General features: G+C 72.4%; 16 protein-coding genes and 1 pseudogene. 11 read left to right on the top strand and 6 right to left on the bottom strand.

Annotated features, from left to right (window positions below; genetic code table 11):
- Positions 1-195: 195 nt before the first annotated feature.
- Positions 196-1,119 (bottom strand): LLM class F420-dependent oxidoreductase, encoded by a 924-nt coding sequence (locus ACH4LD_RS05250; protein ID WP_398054454.1) that lies wholly within the window; start codon positions 1,117-1,119, stop codon positions 196-198.
- A gap of 203 nt (positions 1,120-1,322) precedes the next feature.
- Here ACH4LD_RS05250 and ACH4LD_RS05245 point away from each other — a divergent pair, with 203 nt between their 5' ends.
- A complete protein-coding gene (locus ACH4LD_RS05245) occupies positions 1,323-1,517 on the top strand; it encodes a hypothetical protein (protein WP_398054455.1) in 195 nt (64 codons plus the stop codon).
- Between the two features lie 132 nt (positions 1,518-1,649).
- Here ACH4LD_RS05245 and ACH4LD_RS05240 read toward each other — a convergent pair whose 3' ends face one another.
- The 3 genes from ACH4LD_RS05240 to ACH4LD_RS05230 all read right to left on the bottom strand — a co-directional run bounded on the left by ACH4LD_RS05240 (position 1,650) and on the right by ACH4LD_RS05230 (position 3,867).
- The gene (locus tag ACH4LD_RS05240) at positions 1,650-2,135 is read right to left on the bottom strand and encodes a DUF6099 family protein (protein WP_181140546.1); all 486 of its coding nucleotides are present in this window, start codon (positions 2,133-2,135) and stop codon (positions 1,650-1,652) included.
- Positions 2,136-2,314: 179 nt separating this feature from the next.
- On the bottom strand, positions 2,315-2,674 hold the full coding sequence (locus tag ACH4LD_RS05235) for a nucleotide pyrophosphohydrolase (RefSeq protein WP_398054456.1): 360 nt from the start codon (positions 2,672-2,674) through the stop codon (positions 2,315-2,317).
- Positions 2,671-3,867 carry an AAA family ATPase gene (locus ACH4LD_RS05230; protein ID WP_398054457.1) on the bottom strand — a complete coding sequence of 399 codons (1,197 nt, stop codon included), beginning with the start codon at positions 3,865-3,867 and terminating at the stop codon, positions 2,671-2,673. The genes ACH4LD_RS05235 and ACH4LD_RS05230 overlap by 4 nt, the downstream gene beginning before the upstream one ends.
- Before the next feature lie 162 nt (positions 3,868-4,029).
- Here ACH4LD_RS05230 and ACH4LD_RS05225 point away from each other — a divergent pair, with 162 nt between their 5' ends.
- From ACH4LD_RS05225 to ACH4LD_RS05215, 3 genes are read left to right on the top strand one after another with little or no spacing between them, the layout of a single operon-like run.
- Complete coding sequence (locus tag ACH4LD_RS05225) at positions 4,030-5,700, top strand: hypothetical protein (protein ID WP_398054458.1); 1,671 nt, start codon at positions 4,030-4,032, stop codon at positions 5,698-5,700.
- A 58-nt stretch (positions 5,701-5,758) separates the two neighbouring features.
- The gene (locus ACH4LD_RS05220) at positions 5,759-6,559 is read left to right on the top strand and encodes a hypothetical protein (RefSeq protein WP_398054459.1); all 801 of its coding nucleotides are present in this window, start codon (positions 5,759-5,761) and stop codon (positions 6,557-6,559) included.
- Positions 6,556-8,580, top strand: coding sequence for an Hsp70 family protein (locus ACH4LD_RS05215; RefSeq protein ID WP_398054460.1), 2,025 nt, complete (start codon positions 6,556-6,558; stop codon positions 8,578-8,580). The genes ACH4LD_RS05220 and ACH4LD_RS05215 overlap by 4 nt, the downstream gene beginning before the upstream one ends.
- Positions 8,581-8,823: 243 nt before the next feature.
- Here the strand turns inward: ACH4LD_RS05215 and ACH4LD_RS05210 are convergent, their stop codons facing one another.
- Complete coding sequence (locus tag ACH4LD_RS05210; protein ID WP_014675566.1) at positions 8,824-9,213, bottom strand: cell division protein SepF; 390 nt, start codon at positions 9,211-9,213, stop codon at positions 8,824-8,826.
- Between the two features lie 276 nt (positions 9,214-9,489).
- Here ACH4LD_RS05210 and ACH4LD_RS05205 point away from each other — a divergent pair, with 276 nt between their 5' ends.
- The gene (locus ACH4LD_RS05205; protein WP_398054569.1) at positions 9,490-11,211 is read left to right on the top strand and encodes a hypothetical protein; all 1,722 of its coding nucleotides are present in this window, start codon (positions 9,490-9,492) and stop codon (positions 11,209-11,211) included.
- On the opposite strand, the gene ACH4LD_RS05200 is transcribed toward ACH4LD_RS05205, so the two are convergent.
- Positions 11,192-11,707, bottom strand: coding sequence for a YceI family protein (locus ACH4LD_RS05200; RefSeq protein ID WP_398054461.1), 516 nt, complete (start codon positions 11,705-11,707; stop codon positions 11,192-11,194). The genes ACH4LD_RS05205 and ACH4LD_RS05200 overlap by 20 nt on opposite strands.
- Before the next feature lie 124 nt (positions 11,708-11,831).
- On the opposite strand from ACH4LD_RS05200, the gene ACH4LD_RS05195 reads away from it, so the two are divergent.
- From ACH4LD_RS05195 to ACH4LD_RS05170, 6 genes and pseudogenes are all read left to right on the top strand, one after another.
- Positions 11,832-12,329 carry a MarR family winged helix-turn-helix transcriptional regulator gene (locus ACH4LD_RS05195; protein WP_398054462.1) on the top strand — a complete coding sequence of 166 codons (498 nt, stop codon included), beginning with the start codon at positions 11,832-11,834 and terminating at the stop codon, positions 12,327-12,329.
- A gap of 98 nt (positions 12,330-12,427) precedes the next feature.
- Positions 12,428-14,242 (top strand): methylmalonyl-CoA mutase family protein, encoded by a 1,815-nt coding sequence (locus tag ACH4LD_RS05190; RefSeq protein WP_398054463.1) that lies wholly within the window; start codon positions 12,428-12,430, stop codon positions 14,240-14,242.
- A complete protein-coding gene (scpA, locus tag ACH4LD_RS05185) occupies positions 14,242-16,416 on the top strand; it encodes a methylmalonyl-CoA mutase (RefSeq protein WP_398054464.1) in 2,175 nt (724 codons plus the stop codon). Before ACH4LD_RS05190 ends, scpA begins: the two co-directional genes overlap by 1 nt.
- A 7-nt stretch (positions 16,417-16,423) precedes the next feature.
- Complete coding sequence (meaB, locus tag ACH4LD_RS05180) at positions 16,424-17,425, top strand: methylmalonyl Co-A mutase-associated GTPase MeaB (protein ID WP_398054465.1); 1,002 nt, start codon at positions 16,424-16,426, stop codon at positions 17,423-17,425.
- A 130-nt stretch (positions 17,426-17,555) separates the two neighbouring features.
- Positions 17,556-17,795 (top strand): annotated as a pseudogene (locus ACH4LD_RS05175) (hypothetical protein); the annotation flags it as partial.
- A 49-nt stretch (positions 17,796-17,844) separates the two neighbouring features.
- On the top strand, positions 17,845-21,498 hold the full coding sequence (locus ACH4LD_RS05170) for a hypothetical protein (protein WP_398054578.1): 3,654 nt from the start codon (positions 17,845-17,847) through the stop codon (positions 21,496-21,498).
- Positions 21,499-22,241 lie beyond the last annotated feature (743 nt).

Genomic DNA, 22,241 nt, shown 5'->3' with positions numbered 1-22,241 from the left:
CGGCCGGGGGCCGGGACAGACGGGCCGATGGGCTGAAGCCCTGAGCCCGGACCGGCGGCCTGCGCACGAGAGCCCGTGGCGTGGGCTCTTCGGGTGGCCCCGGAGCGAGGTCCCGGCGCGCCCGGGTGGCCCCCGGAACGAGGTCCCGGGGCTCTTGGGGCCGGGCCCCGGGACCGGAGGTGGGCGGTCGGGTGGTTACGACAGCTGGGACTGGACCTGGCTGGAGATCAGCTCCAGGTGGTCCAGATCGCCGAGGTCAAGCACCTGGAGGTAGATCCGCTCGGAACCGATCTCGGCGTACCGGCCGATCTTGTCGACGACCTCGGCCGGGGAACCGGCCAGCCCGTTGGCCTTCAGCTCGTCCACCTCACGGCCGATCGCGGCGGCGCGCCGGGCCACCTCCTGGTCGTCCCTGCCGACGCAGACGACGAGCGCGTTGGAGTACGTCAGGTCGTCCGCCTCGCGGCCCGCCTCCACCGCGGCGGCCCGCACCCGGCCGAACTGCCGCTCGCTGTCCTCGATCGAGGCGAACGGGATGTTGAACTCGTCGGCGTACCGGGCGGCGAGCCGCGGGGTCCGGGTCGCGCCATGGCCGCCGATCAGCACCGGGACCTTCTTCTGGGCCGGCTTGGGCAGCGCCGGCGAGTCGGTGAGGTCGTAGAACGTGCCGTGGAAGTCGAAGGTCTTGCCGACCTCGGTCGCCCACAGCCCGGTGACGATCGCGAGCTGCTCCTCCAGCCGCGCGAACTTCTCCTTCGGGAAGGGGATGCCGTACGCCTTGTGCTCCTCCTCGAACCAGCCCGCGCCGAGGCCGAGTTCGACCCGGCCGCCGGACATCTGGTCGACCTGGGCGACCTGGATGGCGAGCACGCCGGGCAGGCGGAAGGTGCCGGCGGTCATCAGCGTGCCGAGACGGATGCGCTTGGTCTCACGGGCGAGGCCGGCCAGGGTGATCCAGGCGTCCGTCGGGCCGGGAAGTCCGTCCACGCTGCCCATGCGGAGGTAGTGGTCGGAACGGAAGAACGCGTCGAAGCCCAGGTCCTCGGTGGCCTTGGCCACGGCGAGCAGGGCGTCGTAGGTGGCCCCCTGCTGGGGCTCGGTGAAGATTCGAAGGTCCATACATCTATCCTGCACGGCGCCGCCCGCGTCAACCGCGCCGGTACCGTCCGGCACGGCCGTCCCCGGTCGGGTGAAATTCCCCGACCCCCCGCGCGGGCCCGGCGCAGGCCAGTGACCGGCCCCGACGGTGATCGTTGGGCCGTCGGGCCGGACCTTCCGGCGCCCGTGCCGGCCCCGGCGGGCCGGGGGCCGAGGAGGCTGCCATGTCCGAGGAGTCCGTCCCCCGGCAGGGAGGCCCCGCCGGCCGGCCGAAGGGGCTGCTGGAGGAGCTGATGGCGGCACTGAACGCGGAACTGTCGACCGTGTCGGCCTTGTCGGACCTCCAGGCCGGGGGGCCGGCGCCGGGCACGGCCGACGAGACGGAAGGAGACGCACGGCTGAGGCGACCCGCGCGGTGACGCCTAGCCGAACGCGAACCGCCCCGCCCCGCCCTGTAACACCATCAGCCGGCACCCGGCACCCGGCACCCGGCCCCCGGCACCCACCGGACGTACCGCCCCCGGCCGAACCGCCCCGCGTGGGAACGCCGCTCACACGCCCGACGGGCTGTCCTGGATGTCGCCCGGCAGCACCTCCTCCCGGGCCGCCAGTTTGCGCAGCATCTCCAGGACGCGGTCGCGGGACTCGTCGGCCGCGTCGATCGCCTCCATGCACTGCCAGTACGTGGTCTCGTCGGCCGCGGCGCTGGCCATGCCGACCAGGGCTATGCCGACCTCGCCGAGCAGGCCGCCGAGGCAGAGCAGGGTCTCCCGGGCGTCGTCCAGCTCGGTGAGCTGGGCGGCGCGCAGATCGCCGGGGTCGAGTTCGGGCGGGTCCAGCACTCCGCAGCCCCGGCCCGCCAGCTCCGTCAGCCCCAGTGCCTCGCCGCGCAGTTCCGGCGGGCCGGAGACCGCGAGGCGGCTGCCGATCGCCTGTGCCAGGGCCTGCGCCTGCCAGACCTCCGCCATCATCTCCGCCGCGTCGGCGCCACCCGCCAGCGCCCGCCTGCTCGTGAGAATGAGCCGTACCGCGTCCATACAGTGCCCCCGTCCCTCCGCCGCGTCACCTCGCACGGCTGCCCGAACTCCCTTGTTCACTACCCAGCGTGAGGGACCTCAGGGCGAAAAGCCAGAGGAAGACCGAAATCTGTGGACAACAATTCGGATTCGATCGGCGGTTTGACTCCGGAGAGTAATAACGGAGTTCAGCCCTCCGATTATTGGTCCCGGTCCTCGTCCCCGGCACCGGGCAGCGGGAACCGGCGTTCGTTGCGGTCGATCTTCGCGGCCAGCGCCGCGAGCGGATCGACGCCGAGGACCTCGCAGAGCTGGAGCAGATAGGCCAGCACATCGGCGACCTCGTCCGTGACCCGGTGGGCCGTCCCGGGGTCGTCCATCACCCGGGCGGACTCCTCGGGCGTCAGCCACTGGAAGATCTCGACCAGTTCGGAGGCCTCCACCGAGAGGGCGGCGACTAGGTTCTTCGGCGTGTGGTAGGGCTGCCAGTTCCGCGCGGCGGCGAACTCGGCCAGTCTGCGCTGGAGTCGGGCCAGGTCGGGATCGGGGTGTTCGGTCACGGGTTCAGGTGTACCACCGTGACACCGGGGGTCCCGGTGGCCCACGAGGCGTCGCTCACCGCGGCCACACAGCGGATGTGCCCCCGCTCGCCCATCAGCGCGGCCGTCCGCAGCAACTCCCGGCGCTGACGCGGATCCAGGCCGCGGTCGAAGCCGTCTGCGAGGACGGTGAGGGTCCGCAGCGCGTCGGGCACCTCGCCGGGGGTGTCCACGTCGAGCACACCCGGCCCGGTCAGCAGCACCAGCGCCAGCGCGAGGTAGCGCAGTTCGCCGTCGCCCAGCCGGGCGAGTTCGCTGCGGAAGCCGTCGCCGCGGTCGAGCAGTGCCCGTACCGTGCCGTCGGCCAGAGGCTCGGCGACCAGGTCGGCCACCCGCCCGGCGCAGCCCGCGCGCACCGTCTCGACCAGCAGGCCGTGCCGCCGGCCGCACTCCGCGCGCGTGCGCCACAGCACGTCGGCGAGGTTGTCGCAGCCGCGCAGCAGCCGGCCGGAGCCGGTGGGGACGGGGGCGCGCATGTACTCGGGGCGCGGATCGCAGGGGAAGACGGAACGCAGGGCGACGACCATCTGCTCGGCCGCCGCGAGCACATGGCGCTGGCCGTCCGTCTTGCCGGCCACGCGCAGCGGCAGCAGGGCGGTGCCCAGGCGGTCGTCGGGCAGCGGGGCGCGGGTGACCGGGGCCGAGCCGGCGGTGTGCCAGGCGGCCTGGACGGTCCGGCGTCCGGGGTCGCGCAGGGCGGTCTCCAGCAGGACGACTCCGCGCGCGGTCAGCCGCTCCCCCACGATCCGCAGGTACGGTTCCGCCTGGACGGCGAGGTCGAGCCGGACCGGGCCCTCGGCGCCGTCGGCCGTACAGCCGATCCGGAATCCCCGCCGCCCCTCGGCGTCGGGGCGGGCCCGCTCCGGCACGCAGTCGACCGGGGCCGGGAACGCCTCACCGAGCGGGGCGCCGCCGCCGAGCCGTGCCAGCGCCTCGTACGCGGCGAGCGCGGTGGTCTTGCCGGTACCGCTGGGTCCCGCGAACACGGTGACCGGGCCGAGCGGGAACCCGGCCCGCCGGTGTCCGGCGAAGGCCGACAGCCGCAGTTCGGTGATCCGGGAGCGGATGTCGAGGGGCGGACGGGAGTGCGCGGGGACGGTGGCGGCGGACGCGTCGGCCGCCGGCGGCTCAGCGGACACGGAGGGCACGGCCATATGCGGACCGTAGGGCTCCGCCCGTACGCCGAACCGTTTCACTGCCGGGACGTTCCTACGATCGGGGGACCTGACGGTAGCCGACATCCCGCGCAGACCAGGAATTTTGCAGAAGATGACGGTCTTGTGGTCGTTGTCGGTGCTCACCGTTACTCTGCCGGGGTGTACGAGGAGTTCGAGATGGGCGATCCCGCGGCGCGCAGGCGTGCGGCGATCGCCGCGGAGAAGGACCGGCTGGCCCGCGACCGTGCGCGGCGCGAATCCCGCGACCGCACGGCGGTCAGCGGCTTCCTGCGCCGGAAGTGGGCCTGGCTGGGCGTGACCGGGGACGCCGTCACCGCCGTGCACGGCCTTCTGGACGAACTCTCGGCCGTACCGGATCTGCCCGACGGACCGCGCGCCGTGCTGCGGGCCGCGGCCGCCGGCGCTCCGGACCGCGAGGCGCTCCTCCCGGCGGTGCGCAGGGCGCTGGAACACGCGGCTCCGGAAGAGGTGCTGGCGCACATACGGACCTTGTGGGAAGCGGACGTCCCGTGGCTGACCGACGCGGGAGCGGAGCGCTGCCGGGTGATCTGCTCCAGCGCGCCGAGCCTGCTGCTCGTCAGCGGCCGGGCGCGCGGCGTCTCCGGGGGTCCGGCCTTCTCCCTCTTCGCCGCCGCCGCCACCCGTGGCGCCGTCCCCGTGCCGACGCGCCATCTGCCCGACATCCTGCCCTGGGCGCCGCTGCCCGTCCTGGACGACCTGGTGGACCACGGCGGTCTGCTGCCCGAGGACCGGCCGTGGGCGGACCGGGACCCCGACGAGGCGCTGTACCTGCGCGCGCGCCTCGTGCCGGACAAGGTCGATCCACAGGACGCGGCCGCCCTGGAGTGGACCGAGCACCTGCGGCGAGAGGCGTTCCTGGGCGGAGCGCGCCTGGAGCGGCTGGACCCCGCCGATCTGTGGGACCTGTTGTACGACGTCGTCGCCGACGGGGACATCTCGCGGATCGACGAGCTCGACGCCCTGCTGCCCCGCACCCAGCAGATCCAGCTCCGGGACCTCAGGTCCGGTGCGATCAACGGGGAATGGCCGCGCGAGACGGTCGCCGACACCGGGCTGTGGCTGCTGATGGCCAACCTGTGGCAGCCGCGGGAGAGCGTCAGTCCCCAACTGAGCCCGTTCCACGCGCTGGTGGCGCTGAACCGCGCGTACGACCTGCTGAAGGCGGGCCGCCTGGGGGAGGCCGGGCAGCAGGCGGCACGGTTCGAGAAGGGCGGCACCGGCAGGAAGGCCGGCGCCGGACTGCGCCAGGAGGCGCTCACGATCAGGGCGTACGTCGCCGCGGTGGAGGGCGACCTCGCGGAGGCCGAGGCGCTCGCGGAGGCCGCCGCGGGACTGGGTGAGCAGGCGCAGCCCAATCTGGTGCTGGTGCGCCGCTGGCGGGCCACGCCGAAGAACAGCCGCGACCGGGTCACCAACCCCTTCATCGAACTCGGCCTGGACCACGGCTCGTTCCGGTGGGAGAAGCACTGCCGGGAGCTGTTCCGCGAGGCTGAGGGCGACCACACCGAGCAGGCCCGGATCAATGACGCGGAGGAACGCATCCGCGCCGCTCAGGGCACCGACGCCGGTCTGTCGGTCTTCTTCCGGATCCCGCTGGAGCCGGACCGCTACCTGATGCCGGACTCGGTTCCCGCCACGCTCGTACCGCCGCCGGCGGCGCTGCCCCGGCGCACGCCCGCGGTGAGCGGGGCGGAGCTGGAGCGGATCCGGGCGCGCGCCGCCGTGGAACTCCTCGACGACCTGCGCAGTACGCCACCGCGTCTCGACCGCCACGACCGACGGGCCTGATCACCGCCCGGCCGTTCTTCCCACCCGTCTCACCCTCTCTGCGAGGTAATCGTCCGCGATGTCCCCCAGCAAGAACCCCTCTCGTTCGACCGGCTCCCGGGGCCGGTCAGCCGACCAGAAGGCCGCGCCGACGAAGGCCGTCGCCAGGAAGAGGGTCGACAAGGCCGACCGTCCCGGGCGCATCTGCCCGGCGTGCGGTGGTGTGCAGCCCGGGGCTGAAGGGCGCGCCAAGAGCCCCAAGCCCACCGGTCTGCGCATCCGCCAGGCCGGCCGCGCGGCCACCGCCCGGCCGGCGCAGGCCGCGGCCACGAAACGACCGGACCCCGCCGGAGCACCCGCCGAGCCCACCGAACCGCCCGCACCCGCCGAAGCCCCGGCGTCCGCGCCCGCCGAGGCCCCGGCGCCGGCGCCCGCCCGGGTCCCGGTGGACGCGCCCACGCTGATCAAGGGGATCGTCGAACGCGTCCCCGCCGCCCTGGCGGAGGCCGCGGCAGGTGACGCGCCCCCGCCGAGCGCGCTCACCGCGGCCGTGCGCAAGGCGGTTCTGGACGAGTTCCGCACCCGCGCGGCCTTCACCGGCCGCGTGGCCGAGATGGACGCCCTGCTGTGGACACAGCCGGACCACGGCGGCCCGGCCGTCCGCGCCTCGCTGGCGGACCATCTGAAGGCCCTCGGGATCCGGCGGCTGGACACACCGGACCAGGCGGAAGCGTTCGTCGTCACGGAGGGGACGGGAGATGCCTTCGAGCTGCTCCGCCCCGCCTACGTCGACGAACTGACGGGCAAGGTCATCCTGGCCGGTCAGCTCCGGCGGATCGCGTCGGACGCCGCACAGCACACCACGGGAGAAGACGCATGACGGCCACCGGTATCGACTTCGGCACCACGAACTCGGTGGCCGCGCAGTGGACCGGTGGCGAGTTCGCCGAGGTGCTGGAGATCGGCGGCCACGGGCTGGACGCCACCTGGCGCCGTCCGGGCTTCGAGCGCCTGTACCCATCCGTGGTCGGCACCAGTTCGCTGCGCGCCGGCACCCTGTTCGGCTGGGAGGCCAAGCTGCGTTCCGAGCGCGCCGTGGAGGCGTGCAAGCGGATGCTGCGCGAAGAGCCGCTCGTGACCATCGGGGGCGAGCGGTTCGCCGCCACCACCGCCGCGGCCGCGGTGTTCCGGTCGATGGTCGTCGCCGCGCAGGACGAGGCGGCCACGGACATCGACGAGGCGGTCATCACCGTACCGGCCAACGCCACCGGCGCGGCCCGGTTCCGTACCCGGGAGGCGGCCCGTGCCGCGGGCATCAGCGTGCGCGCCCTGCTGAACGAGCCGACCGCCGCGGCCATCGCCTACGCCCACTACCTGGAGGAGGAGGGCGAGTTCCTGGTCTTCGACTGGGGCGGCGGCACCATGGACGCCACCCTCCTGCTGCACGACGACGGCTTCTTCGACGAGAAGGCCAGCCGTGGTGTCAACCGGCTCGGCGGTCTGGAGATCGACGAACGGCTGCGCCGCATGGTCCTGGAGCGGTCCCCCGCGCGGCGGGCGTGGACGGAGTCGGAGAAGCGGCAGTTCCGGCTCGACATCGAGCGCAGCAAGATCCTGCTGTCCCAGCAGGAGTCGGTCAGCGTGCTGACCCCTGACGGCGCGTCGGTGGAGATCGGCCAGGACGAGTTCTCGTACGAGATCCAGGACCTGATCACCCGGGCGCTGGAGCCCGTCGAGGAGTGCCTCGCCCAGGCGCAGCTCGACCCGGAGGACCTGACCGCCGTGCTGATGATCGGCGGCAGCAGCCAGATCCCCGCGGTACGCGCGGCGGTCGCCGAGGCGCTCGACCGGGACCCGGTGTCCGTGGAGGCGTTCGACCCGATGACGGCGGTGGCCGAGGGCGCGGCCATCTGCGCCGCCGCCATGGCCGGGGAGCTGAGCAGCATCATCCGGGTCGTCAACACGCACGCGCTCGGCACGGTCACGACCGGGAGCGACGGCAACAGGCGGTTCAGCACCCTGATCCCGCGCAACCTGCGACTGCCCCAGCAGCGCGTGAAGTCGTACGAGCCCAACAAGGACAACGTCACCAAGCTGACGGTCGAGGTCTGGGAGGGGGCGCCGGACCGGCCGGTCGAGCACCCGGACAACGTCAAGCTGACCGAGCTCCAGCTGACGTATCCGGAGCCCTGCCGTGACCGGAGCGAGGGTGTCTTCGACCTGGAGTTCACCTACAGCAAGGAGGGGCTGCTGTCGGTCAAGGCGACCCTCCAGCGGACCGGCGAGGTCGTGCTCAACGGTGAGGTCAAGGTGTTCGGCGACGGCGCGGTGGAGCCGGAGGTGACCAAGGAGCTCGAACGGCTGCTGGCCCTGTCCCCGGCTTCGCGGCCGGTGCCGAAGCCCACGCATCCGCAGACCCCGGAGGCCAGGCCGCGGCAGCCCGGCGAGTCGACCGAGCCGCTGGTCGTGGACGGTTCCAACCTCGCCTGGAACGGCAGGCCGCCGCGCGCGCAGGGCGGCCGGCCGAGCTTCGCGGCGCTCCAGGCGGCGGTGACCGCGCTGCGGTTCAAGCATCCGCAGCGCGACATCCACGTGGTCGTGGACGCCTCCCTGCGGCACCAGGTCAGCGCGGAGGAACGGCCGCTGGTGGAGCAGGCGGTCGCGGAGCACCACGTGGTCCAGCCGCCGGCCGGCACGGAGGGCCGGGGTGACGCGCTGGTCATCAGCATCGCCGAGGAGGTGGGCGGCATCATCGTCTCCAACGACAACTTCGCCCCGTTCCAGAAGGACAGCCCCTGGCTGCTGACCAAGGGACGCGTCATGGGCGCGACGCAGTCGCGCGGCGTGTGGGTGTTCACCGCCCGCACCCCGAACCCCGCGACGGGCGCCGTACGGCACTGACGACGCACGCCTCGCCGGCCCCGGCGCCACGCACCGCCGTGGCCGCGCCACACCCCGTGGAAGCCGCATCACGCGGCCGGGGCCAAGGCGTCACAGCCGGGGCTACGGCGTCGCAGCCGGGGCTCCCGCAGCGCGACCGGGGCTTCCCCCGCGCGGTCGGTTCTGCCACCGCCCGGTCGGCGCTCCCGCGGGGCGTCCCGGTCACGGGGCGGGGGCCGTGAGGCGTGAGTCGGGGGCGGCCGTTCAGCCGCCCGAGATCGCCGCGCCCTCCATGAGTCCGCTGACCTCCGTCCCGGGCGGGGTGAGGAGGAAGACGTTGCGGTCCACGCGGTGCATGCCGCTGCCCAGGCCGAAGACGACGCCCGTGCTGAAGTCGAGGACGCGCTTGGCGACGTCGCCCTCCGCGCCGGACAGGTCGAGCAGCACCGGCGCCCCGGCCATCAGGGTCTCGGCGACTTCCCGGGCGTCCGCGAAGACGTTGACACGCAGGACCACGAACCGGCGCCGGGTCTCGGTCTCGGCGTCGGGCAGCGAGCGGTGGTTCACCGCGGACGGCCAGGCGTCCCGGCCCCGCAGCGGCACGACCTGGGCGAGCCCTTCCCACTGTTCATCGGTGACGTCGTAACGGCTCACCGGCTCCCCCTGATCTGACTCGCACTCAATCCCTGCACCAGCCAATTCTTACGCCAAGTCACCCGTTCGGCCCAACAACGACACGGTGTGCGACCGGCCCGGCCGTATCTCGCGCGTCACACCCCGCGTCAGATGTACGGGTACGTCCGCTTCTTACCGGGCTCATACCCGACTCTTCATCCACCTCCGTGCCCCGCTCACTCCTTCCCGCTAGCGTCGCGTGCCGTGCACGTGGCAGAGACACACCAGGTGACACCCGGCCGGCGGACACCGTCGGTGGTGTCCGCCGATCCGGGCGCCCGCGCGGCGCTGCCGGACGGCCCCGCGCAGTGGCACCGCGTACTGACGCTCCTCGCGGACGTGAGCCTGTTCATCGGGACGCGCTCGGTGTGGACCCAGGCGGCCACGCACCAGCTGGTCCTCGCGGGGGTCATCTCGGTCTGCTACGCCTCGATCCTGGTGACCGGCGTGCTCGCCCTCACCGTCCGCCGGACGCGCTCGCTGGCCCGCCTGGACCTGGTGGTGCTGGTGACCGCGGTCACCCTCGCCCTGTGCGCCTGGGCGCTGAACCACGGCGGCGGCGACGAGGCGACCCTGACCACCCAGGCCGCGCGGGAACTCGTCGCCGGGCACCCGGTGTACGAGCAGCCCTGGCCCTGGCTGTTCCACGCCAAGGGCGTGGCGCTGACGCCGACCATGGACGGCGGGTACGACTTCACCTACGGCTATCCCCCACTGACCCCGCTGCTCACCGCGCCCCTGCTGTGGCTGGGTCACGGCGGCGCCCCGGCGACGGCGGCGGCGACGCTCGCGCTGGTCGCGGGCGCGGTGGTGCTGTGGCGGCTGCTCCCGGTGCCCTGGCGCTCGGCGGCGACGATGGTCTGCCTCGGCTTCGGCTTCCTGCCGATGTACGCCCGCCAGGGCTATCCGGCGATCATCGCTCTGGCCCTGCTGCTGCCGGTGGTGGTGCGCTGGCCCCGGCTCGGCGCGCGCGGCCGGCTGGGCGCGGCCGGGATCGCGCGGGCCGCGTGCCTCGGCGCCGCGTGCGCCGCCCAGCAACTGCCGTGGTTCGTCACGCCGTTCCTGCTGGCCGGGATCTACGCCGTGCGGCACGGGGAGCTGGGCGGCCGGGCGGCGGCGCGGGTGGTGCTGCGGATCGTGGGGACCGCTGTGCTCACCTGGCTGCTGATCAACGTGTACTTCGTCGTGAGCGAGCCCGGCCGGTGGCTGCGGGGCATCGCCCTGCCGCTGACCCAGGGCGCGGTGCTGCACGGCCAGGGGCTGGTGGACGTCTCGCTGTACTTCACCCGCGGCAGCGACCGGCTCGACTGGTACGGCCGGGCGAGCGTGCTGCTCGCCGCCGCCCTGCTGGCGGTGTTCGTGCTGTTCGTCCGGCGGCTCGGGCCGGCCGCGACGGTGCTGCCCTGGTGCGCGTTCTACCTGGCGACCCGCTCCCAGGACGGCTACTACCTGATGATGACCCCGCTGTGGCTGGCGGCGGCGGTCACCGCGCCCCTGCCGGAGTTCGCCCACGCCTGGCAGCCGCGGCCCCGCCCGTTCACCGGCCCGCGCCGCCGGGCGGCACTGGCCGTGGCGGTCGTCGCGCTGATCACGCCCGCGCTGGTGAGCGCGGCCCTGGCGGCGACGGGGGCCCCGCCGCTGCGGATGGACGTCGCAGCGGCCCGGCAGACCCCGGCAGGGACCCTGTCCCGGCTGACCCTGCGGGTCACCAACACGGGCGGCACCGCGCTCACCCCGCACTACATGCTCAGCGCCGGCCAGGGCATGAGCCGGTACTGGTCGCTGATGCGCGGGCCCGCCACGGTTCCCGCGCACGGTACGGCGACCGTGGAACTCTGGGCGCCGTCCGGTGCCGTCCGGGTGCCGGCGAAGTCCGGTACCCGGCTCCGGCTGCGCGCCTTCACGGCGGACCCGCAGACGCTGTCCACCCAGGACGTGCGCCGGGACGAGCTGGGCCTCAGTCCGCCGCGCGGGTGAAGCGGAGCGCGGCCGTGACCGTGGTCAGGCCGCGGATCATGCCGAGCTGGTTCCAGCCCATGCCGAACTGCCCGCGGTCGACGCCGAACTCGGTCTCCAGGGTCAGCGCGTCGGCGCTCACACCGGTCAGGCGGGCGGTGAGGGACAGCGGCCTGCTGACACCCCGGACGGTGAGCTGTCCGGTGATCCGGACCGTGTCGCCTTCGAGCCGGTCCGCGCCGCGCACGGCGAAGGTGATCTCCGGGTGGCGGTCGGTGTCGAAGAAGTCGGCCGACCGCAGGTGCACGTCCCGCTTGGTGCTCTTCGTGTCGAGGGAGGCCGCGTCCAGGGTCACGGTGCCGGTGGCCGAGCCGTCGGGCCGGACCTCGCCGGTGCCGCCGACGCCGGTGAAGGTGCCCTTCACGGTGACCAGTCCCCACAGGGTCTTGTGGCGCAGGCCCACGGTGGACGCGGTCGGGTCGAGCTGCCAGAGGCCTGTTTCCACGGCGACGGTCATGGTCGTACTCCCAGATGATTCAAATTTGGATGACTGGTCGGCCTCACGCTAGCCCCTCATCCAAATTTGGACAACCGGCGTGAGGCGCACTCGTACAAATTTGGACAACAGGTAGACTCGACCCATGTCCGCCTCCGACGCGCACACCGCCGACCAGCCCTCCTGTCCCCTCGCGCACGGCGACGGGCTGCTCCCGGACGAGCTGCGCGCCTGGATGCTCCTGCTGGCCGCGACCGGCGCCGTGGAGCAGCGGCTGCGGTCGGTCGTGAAGGAGACCCTCGACGTCTCCCACGACGAGTTCCTGATCCTGTGCCTGCTGGCCGAACAGCCGCGCACCGGACTGCGGATGACCCAGGTCGCCGATCTCCTCGGCCGCCCCAAGACCCGCCTCACCTACCAGATCGCCTGCCTCCAGCGGGCCGGTCTCGTCAGCCGCAGGTCCGTGTGCGGCGACAAGCGGGGCGTGCAGGTCGCCCTCACCGACAAGGCCCGCGAGCTGCTGCGCGAGACCTCCGCCCTGCTCGCCGGAACCGTCCGCCGGGCCCTCGCCGACTCCATGGGCCCCGAGCAGCGTGCGGCCATGTGCGCCCTCGTCCCGGACCTGGAGACCGAGAGCCACTGAGCCGCGGGCCGGAGAGACACAGATCACCACCGCAAGAAGAGAAACCTCACAGCCCGTGCTCCGCCCTGGCTCCGACACCCTGCCCTAGCATCCGAGCCATGACGGTCCTGCCTGACGACGGGCTCTCACTGGCCGCCGAGTTCCCTGACGCGACACATGAGCAGTGGCAACGCCTGGTCGAGGGCGTCCTGCGCAAGTCGGGCAAGGAACTGACCGGCGCGGCAGCCGAGGACGCCCTGTCCACGACGCTGGAGGACGGGCTGCGCACCCGGCCCCTGTACACCGCGCGCGACAGCGCGCCCGACCCCGGCCTGCCGGGCTTCGCCCCCTTCGTGCGGGGCAGCCGCCCGGAGGGCACCAGCACGAACGGCTGGGACGTACGGCAGCGGCACACGGCACTCGCCGACGGCACGGCCGACGCCGTGCTGGCCGACCTGGAGAACGGCGGCACCTCCCTGTGGCTGGTGCTGGGCGAGGGCGGCATCCCGGTCCCCGAGCTGGGCCGCGCCCTCGACGGCGTCTACCTCGACCTGGCACCGGTCGCCCTGGACGCGGGCCGCGACACCGGGGCCGCCGCCGAGGCGCTGCTGCGGCTGTACGACGACAAGGGCGTCGATCCCAAGGCCGCCCGCGGCAACCTGGGCGGCGACCCGCTCGGGTACGAGGCCCGCACGGGCACCGCCCTGGACTTCGCCCCCTTCGCCGCCCTGGCCGTCCGCTGCGCCGAGCGCTACCCGGGCGTGCGCGCGCTGACCGTGGACGCGCTGCCCTACCACGAGGCGGGCGGCTCGGCCGCGCAGGAGCTGGGCGCCTCGCTGGCCACCGGCGTGGCCTACCTGCGGGAGCTGACCGGGGCCGGACTCGGCGTCGACCAGGCCGCCGCCCAACTGGAGTTCCGCTACGCGGCCACCGCCGACCAGTTCCTGACCATCGCCAAGCTGCGCGCGGCCCGCCGGCTGTGGGCGCGGGTCGCCGAGGTGTGCGGGGCGCCGGCCGCGGGCGCGCAGGTGCAGCACGTGGTGACCTCGCCGGTGATGATGACCCGCCGCGATCCCTGGGTGAACATGCTGCGCACGACGGTCGCGACGCTCGCCGCGGGGGTGGGCGGTGCGGACTCCGTGACGGTGCTGCCGTTCGACCACGCGCTCGGCCTGCCGGACGCGTTCGCGCGCCGGATCGCCCGCAACACCTCCTCCATCCTGATCGAGGAGTCCCACCTGGCCCGGGTCGTCGACCCGGCGGGCGGCTCCTGGTACGTCGAGCGGCTGACGCACGAACTCGCCGAGGCCGCCTGGCAGTACTTCCGGTCGGTCGAGCGCGACGGCGGCCAGGCGGCCGTCCTGCGCTCCGGCCGGCTGCGCACCGACCTGGCGACGACCTGGGCGGAGCGCTCCAAGCGGCTCGCCAAGCGGCGCGAACCCATCACCGGGGTCAGCGAGTTCCCGCTGCTGGCCGAGAAGCCGGTGGAGCGCGCGCCCGCGCCCGAACCGCCGTCCGGCGGGCTGCCGCGCGTGCGCCGCGACGAGGCGTTCGAGGAGCTGCGGGCCCGCTCCGACGCCCATCTGGCGGCGACCGGCGCCCGGCCGCGGATCTTCCTCGCCACGATCGGCTCGGCCGCCGAGTACACCGCCCGCGCGTCCTTCGCCGCCAACCTCTTCCAGGCCGGCGGCATCGAGCCGGTCACCGAGGGCCGCTTCGAGGACAGCGGCGCCACCGAGGCGGTGCTGTGCTCCAGCGACGCGCTCTACGCCGAACAGGCCGAGGAGACGGCGAAGGCGCTGCGCGCGGCCGGTGCCCGGCACGTGTTCCTGGCGGGCCGGGGCGACCACACCGGCATCGACTCGTACGTCTTCGCGGGCTGTGACGCCGTGGACGTCCTGTCCGCGACCCTCGACCGCATGGGAGTGTCCTGATGGGAATCCCCGACTTCTCCGGCATCGAGCTGGGGACCCCGGTCGCCGACGCCACCGAGGGCGAGTGGCGCGAGGCCCTGAAGCGGGCCACCGGCGGCGCCGAGCCGCTGTGGGAGACCCCGGAGGGCATCGGGGTCAAGCCGCTGTACACCGGCCGTGACCTGGAGGGCCTGGACTTCCTGGGCACCTACCCGGGCATCGCGCCGTACCTGCGCGGCCCGTACCCGACGATGTACGTCAACCAGCCCTGGACGATCCGCCAGTACGCGGGCTTCTCCACCGCCGAGGAGTCCAACGCCTTCTACCGGCGCAATCTGGCGGCCGGCCAGAAGGGTCTGTCGGTCGCCTTCGACCTGCCCACGCACCGGGGCTACGACAGCGACCACCCGCGGGTGACCGGTGACGTCGGCATGGCGGGCGTGGCCATCGACTCGATCTACGACATGCGCCAGCTCTTCGACGGCATCCCGCTGGATCGGATGACCGTGTCGATGACGATGAACGGCGCCGTGCTGCCGGTGCTGGCGCTGTACATCGTGGCGGCGGAGGAACAGGGCGTACCGCCCGAGAAGCTGGCCGGAACCATTCAGAACGACATTCTGAAGGAGTTCATGGTCCGCAACACCTACATCTATCCGCCGAAGCCGTCGATGCGGATCATCTCCGACATCTTCGCGTACACCTCGCAGCGGATGCCCCGCTACAACTCCATCTCCATCTCCGGTTACCACATCCAGGAGGCGGGCGCGACGGCCGACCTGGAGCTGGCGTACACGCTCGCGGACGGAGTCGAGTACATCCGCGCCGGCCGGGAGGCGGGCCTGGACGTCGATGCGTTCGCGCCCCGGCTGTCCTTCTTCTGGGCGATCGGCATGAACTTCTTCATGGAGATCGCCAAGCTGCGCGCGGCCCGGCTGCTGTGGGCGAAGCTGGTGCGGCAGTTCGACCCGAAGAACACCAAGTCCCTCTCCCTGCGCACGCATTCGCAGACCTCGGGCTGGTCGCTGACCGCGCAGGACGTGTTCAACAACGTCACCCGTACGGCCGTGGAGGCGATGGCGGCGACCCAGGGCCACACCCAGTCGCTGCACACCAACGCCCTCGACGAGGCCCTGGCGCTGCCGACCGACTTCTCGGCGCGCATCGCCCGCAACACCCAGCTGCTCATCCAGCAGGAGTCGGGCACCACCCGGGTCATCGACCCCTGGGGCGGCAGCGCCTATGTGGAGCGGCTGACGTACGACCTCGCCCGCAAGGCGTGGGCGCACATCCAGGAGGTCGAGCAGGCGGGCGGCATGGCGCAGGCCATCGACGCGGGCATCCCCAAGCTGCGCGTGGAGGAGGCGGCGGCCCGCACCCAGGCCCGCATCGACTCCGGGCGGCAGCCGGTGATCGGCGTCAACAAGTACCGCGTCGACAGCGACGAGCAGATCGAGGTCCTCAAGGTCGACAACTCCTCGGTGCGCGCCCAGCAGATCGAGAAGCTGCGCCGGCTGCGGGCGGAGCGGGACGAGCGGGCCTGCCGAGACGCCCTGGACGCGCTCACCCGGGCGGCCGACGGCAAGGAGAACCTGCTGGAGCTGGCCGTGCGCGCGGCCCGCGCCAAGGCGACGGTCGGTGAGATCTCCGACGCCCTGGAGAAGGTGTACGGGCGGCACGCGAGCCAGATCCGTACCATCTCCGGCGTGTACCGCAACGAGGCAGGACAGTCCCCGTCCGTGGACCGCACCCGGGCCCTGGTGGACGCGTTCGAGGAGGCCGAGGGGCGCCGGCCGCGCATCCTGGTCGCCAAGATGGGCCAGGACGGCCACGACCGGGGCCAGAAGGTGATCGCGACCGCCTTCGCCGACCTCGGCTTCGACGTCGACGTCGGCCCGCTGTTCCAGACGCCGGAGGAGGTCGCCCGGCAGGCCGTCGAGGCGGACGTGCACGTGGTCGGGGTCTCCTCGCTGGCCGCCGGTCACCTCACGCTCGTCCCGGCGCTGCGCGAGAAGCTCGCCGAGGAGGGCCGCGAGGACATCATGATCGTGGTCGGCGGGGTGATCCCGCCGCAGGACGTGCCGACCCTGCGGGAGATGGGCGCGGCGGAGGTGTTCCTGCCGGGGACCGTGATCCCGGACGCCGCGCACGATCTGGTGAAGCGCCTGTCGGCCGACCTCGGCCACGAGCTGTAGGGCCGCGATGGCCGCGATCGATCTGGACACCTATGTGAAGGGTGTGCTCGACGGGAAGCGGGCCCTGGTGGCCCGCGCCATCACGCTCGTCGAGTCCACCCGGCCGCAACACCGGGCGCTGGCACAGCAGTTGCTCACCGAGCTGCTGCCGCACAGCGGCCGGGCGCGGCGCATCGGCATCAGCGGGGTGCCCGGTGTCGGCAAGTCGACGTTCATCGACGCGTTCGGCACGATGCTGACCTCGCTGGGCCACCGGGTTGCGGTCCTCGCCGTCGACCCGTCCTCCACCCGCACGGGCGGCTCCATCCTGGGCGACAAGACCAGGATGGAGCGCCTGGCGGTCGACCCGGCGGCCTTCGTGCGCCCCTCCCCCAGTGCGGGCACGCTGGGCGGGGTCGCGAAGGCCACCCGGGAGTCGATGGTGGTGATGGAGGCGGCGGGCTACGACGTGATCCTGGTCGAGACCGTCGGCGTCGGCCAGTCCGAGACGACGGTCGCCGAGATGGTCGACTCCTTCCTGCTGCTGACGCTGGCCCGCACCGGTGACCAGTTGCAGGGCATCAAGAAGGGCGTCCTGGAGCTGGCCGACGTGATCGCCGTCAACAAGGCGGACGGTCCGCACGAGCGCGACGCGCGGGCGGCGGCACGGGAGTTGGCGGGCGCGCTGCGCCTGATGCACGGCAAGGACGCCTTCTGGACCCCGCCGGTCCTGCACTGCAGCGCCCGCGAGTCGACCGGTCTCGACACGGTCTGGGAGCGCCTGGAGCAGCACCGCACCCTGCTCGACTCCACCGGCCGGCTGGCCGCCAAGCGCCGGGACCAGCAGGTCGGCTGGACCTGGGCGATGGTCCGCGACGAACTCCTCGGCCGCCTGCACGCCGACCCGGAGGTCCGCGCGACCGCCCCGGACCTGGAACAGCAGGTCAGGGAGGGCCGATTGACGGCCACACTGGCGGCGGAACGCATTCTGGCGGCTTTCGAGGGCCGTACGGTGCCACCCGGAGGCTGACCGGACCCCGGCCCGCCACGTCCACCGACGCGGCGGGCCGCGCCGCCGCGCCGCCCGACGCTGCGGGCCCTGGGCGGATTGCCGCAAACTCCTCCCGGCCCCCCCGGCCCTGGCTGAGCTCGGACGACTGATGGTCTGTCATGCACCGAGGGGGCGGGAAATGAGGTTGCGCCTACTGGCAGACGGGGACGAGGAGTCGCTCGTTGAACTCCAGTCCTGGCTGGCGGCCGATCCGGGTACCGCCCGGCTGAAGGTCGCCACGGTCACGGGCGACGGGCCGACGATGGGCGCCCTGGAGGCGCTGGACGTCATCCTGGGCGGCGCTGTGGACATCGCCGACTTCGCCCTGGCGTTCGCCACCTGGCGTTCCACCCGTCACGACGGACGGCCCGGACCGACCGGCGGCGACACGGGCGCGGATGAGCACCCGCGACCTCGGTCACCAGATCGTGCTCGCCCGGAACCGGGCCTGCACGGGCCCCGCGACAGGCGGTGCGGCGGCCGGGGCGGCACCGCACTCCGAACACGCATGGGTGGCGGCGACGCGCGATCACCCCCTGTGGAACTACGTCACCGACGAACGCGCACTGCCCCTGCTGCGCGACACCGCCACCGCGCTCGTCGCCCGGGCCGCCGGCGCGACGGCACAGGACAGCGCCGCCCTGGAAGGTGATCCATGGCACTCCCTCTCCTTCACCGACAGGGTGGCCGAGTGGACCGACAGCCTGCTGCTCGACAGCAGCCTGCGTCCGGAGAGCCTGGAGCTGTCCGCCGCGGAGGTGTTCCTGCTCGTCACCCACCCCTACCTGCACGCCGCGTTCTGGAGACAGAACGCCAGCCGCTACAGCTCGATCGCGCCGACGGAGCTGGCCGAGGCCCCGAGCACCGCGCCGGCCCGGCGTAGTTACGACATCTTCCTGCGCAACCAACACCGGCTGGTACGGCGCGCCCTCCGGAGCAACGACCGGGAAGCCGCCGAGGCCATCGGCTGGTGGCTCTTCCACCGCTGGCTCGTCCTGGAACCGAGGCTCTACGACCCCGCCGCCGCGGAGACCCTGCTCGACCGCGTCGCCGTGCCCCTCGGGGAACACTCCCCCCGCGAGAGAAGGCTCGTCGAGGACGTCCTCGATCCACCGTTGATTTCCCGGCTGCTGCGCGCGCCCCAACTGCCGGGAGCGGCCGAAGGGGTCGACGCGATGCCCCGCAGCGTGGGCACGGCCGAGACCGCCCAACGGGTCAGGGCGCACCAGCTCGCCGAACTGCTGCGCATCGCCCATCTCTTCGCGATCGACCCGATCGCCCTGCCGGACGTACTGGTTGATCACGTGGGCATCGGCTACGCCGTCGACCTCTGCGACCTGCACGGCACACTCGACCGCTTCCGGTGGGAGGCGAACGGGCGGACCCGGGTGCTGAGGGCGACGTGCCACCATCTCGCCGTCGACCTCGGCCTGCGCCGGCACGCCGCCACCCTCGACACGCTGCTCACCCGAATCGACATCAGCAGCGGCGACGGGGAACGGCCGGCTCTGCTGCGCAACCTCCCCCTGCACGTCACCGCCGAGCAGGTGACCCCGGCGGCCGACGCGAGCGGCCGCTGGGCCTACGAGTCGACAGAGCTGCGTTTCCGGCTGGCCGACGACCGCATCCAGGAGCTGCTGATGGGTGAGCAGCTCTACGGAGACCCCGCGCTCGCCATCCGTGAGCTGTACCAGAACGCCCTCGACGCCTGCCGCTACCGGGAAGCACGCAGCAAGTACCTGGGCATCACCCGCGGCCAGCGCATGCGGTACGAGGGCACGATCACCTTCCGACAGGGGGTCGACGAGAAGGGACCGTACCTGGAGTGCCGTGACAACGGCATCGGCATGGGGGAGGTGGAACTCCGGGACGTCTTCGCACACGCGGGCATGAGTTTCGCCGACATGCCGGAGTACATCGAGGAGAAGGCCCGCTGGGAAGACCACGGCATCTCCATGCACCCCAACAGCCAGTTCGGCATCGGGGTGCTCAGCTACTTCATGCTGGCGGACGACATCACCGTCACCACCTGCCGGCTCACCCCGGACGGGCTGCCGGGCGAGCATCTGCGCATCGAGATCGCCGGCCCCGGCTCCCTGTTCCGCATCCAGCGCCTGGAGCGCTCCCCGGACGCCTACACCAGCGTGCGCCTGAGGCTCCGGTCGTCCGACGTCACCTCCTGCGTCGACGTGCTGCGCCGCATCCTGTGGATCTCCCAGTACGCCGTCACGGCGAGTGACGACCGGGGGGAGAGCCAGACCTGGGAGCCGAACGTCCTGAGCGGCAGCGCGCCGCTGGGCGCGGCCGATCCCCACGAGCCAACCGCCGTGCGCAGGCCGGACACCGTCACGGTGGCGACCTCCAGCCCAGCGGTGTGGTGGTGCAGTACCGAGGGCGGCGTCCTGGCCGACGGCCTGTGGGCCGGGGAACGCTGTTTCGGGGCCGTGGTGAATCTCTTGGGCGAGGACACACCCCGTCTGACCGTGGACCGACGGCGAATCATCGATCCCGACGCCACCGAGACCGAACGGCTGTTGCGGCAGGAGATCCCCAGCCTGCTCGCCGCCGGGGACGCCGTCTTCCGGCATGACTGGCTGGCACACGTCCTCTCCGAACAGCCCCGGCTCGCCGACGAGATCTTCGCCGAAGCGGTTCGCATCGGCTTCACCCCGTGGCGGATCGCGGGCCAGGAAGTGGACATCACGAAATGCGGGTACTTCCCGCTGGACGGCCTCAGGGGCGATCCCTCCGCACGTGTCCCCTGGTCGACGGCGACCGAGCCGCCCAAGGTCGAGGCTTTCCGGAGGAAGGCTCTGGCCGACGCCGGCTTCTTCCCGGGTTTCGTCGCCACCAAGCCCTCGGACACGGCTCTTCCCGTACCGTCCGACGTCTACGTTCTGATACCGAAGTGGGACCCCAGGCTGACTGCGCCGTGGCTGTTTTCCATGGAGTGGAACGGCCCCAGGGTGAGCATCGGGTTGATGGCTCAGGCCGTCGGCATGACCGGGTGGTCCTTCGAAGAGGTCGTCGACCGGCTCGAACGACTCGGTTTCCAGGCCTCGGCCACATCGGTGACCCACCTGGAACCCGACGACCTCCGTATCATCAGCGAGCAGGTGACGGGGGACGCTCCCTGGCTGGACCCCGGCGAACCCGTGCATCCGGTACACGTCCTCGATGCCGCGAAGGAAACCGGGCACACCGTCGACCACGTCGTAGGCCGCCTGACCGAACTCGGCTACCACGTGGCCACGGATCCGATGCCCCAGCCCGACCCTGACGACCGGCTCCTTCTCAGCAGGGACCTGGACGCACAGCAGCCGTGGCTGGAACTGCGGGTGCGGGTCAGCAGCGTGCACCTGGCGCTGGCTGCCGACAGGATCGGGCGCTCCGTCGAGGAAGTCGCAGCTCGACTGCGGCAGTTCGGCTTCTCGACCCCCACCGCACCCGCGTCCGCGCCCGACTGCAGCGACCTCCGCCTCCTGAGCACCAACGCCAACGGACGCGCTCCGTGGATCGACGCCGACACACCCGTGCACCCGGCACACGTCATCATGGCCGCGACCATGACCGGACACACCGTCGACCACGTCGTCGACCGCCTGACCGAACTCGGCTACCACATGGCCATGCGACCGCTACCGCCCCAGGAGCCCGGCGATCTGCGTCTCCTCAGCCAGGACTGCAACGCACAAGGGCCCTGGCTGGATCCGAGTGCCAGCGTTCACCCCGCCCACATCGTGCGGGCCGCCTCCGTCACCGGGCAGACGACCGACCATGTCGTCTCGCGTCTCACGCGCTTCGGGTTCCGCGCCGCCGCTCGCGTCCCGCTACCGGAACCGGTCGACACGCGGATCATGAGCCGTGACCTGGACGGTGAAGAACCCTGGATCGACCATGCCCAGCCGGTCGATCCAGCCCATGTCCTGCGCGCCGCCGACGTCCTGAACCGGTCTCCCCGAGCCGTCGTAGCCCGGCTGGAGGAACTCGGCTACAGACTGCCCGACGGTGTGGCTCTGAAAACCGAAGCAGGTCCCGTCGAGCCGGCCTGACCCCGTCGGCGCGGCGGTACGGCTCGGAAATCTCTTCCGCGGAATCAACCCGGGTGTCCGATCCGGAAATCAAGGGAAGCGCACAGCGCGAACAAACACACGAACACAGGAACGCCAGTTCCTGAATTGATGGGCGAGGTTGCCGAGAACCGGTGAGGACCGGTCATGCCGCGCAGCGCTGGTTTCGATCACGCCGGTCGCCCATCACACGGGCGCCCGGCGGCGTTCATGACGGCCGGCGCCATGATCGGAACGGCACCCATCTCCCTCGACCGTCGACAGAAATCGCAGGTCACCGGGCCCATTCCCCTACGATCACGGCGCGTGGAAGCCTCTCCCAGGGCCGCATGAGCCGCAGGGCGCGCGGTGGCGCGAAGGCGCCCATGGCGGTCACCGGTCGGTGGGCCAAGCCCCAAAAGCTTGAGCACAAATTCCACACATCCTCTCTTCAGATCGGCCCTGATGGTCTAGATTGACCGTGCTTCAGCTGTTCGGACACGAGGCGACCAATAACGATCTTTAAGTCCGGCGCTACGGAATGCCAGCAGTCGCGTCCCCGGCGCCAGACGTATTGATGATCAATTCGGGGAGCCCGAGACGGGGCCCTGGGTGCGGGGAGCACCCGCGGTTCCGAAACAGCCGGGACGGCATGCGCGGGGGGCGGGGGCCTCCCGGGGGAGGAACAGTACGGGAGGCGGGGGCCTCCCGAGGGGGCGGAACAGTGTTGGGCGAACACGTCGAAC

This window comes from Streptomyces sp. NPDC017676 (genome assembly GCF_044329325.1).
Classification (GTDB): Bacteria; Actinomycetota; Actinomycetes; order Streptomycetales; family Streptomycetaceae; genus Streptomyces.
This window is presented reverse-complemented; position numbering and strand designations above follow the sequence as displayed.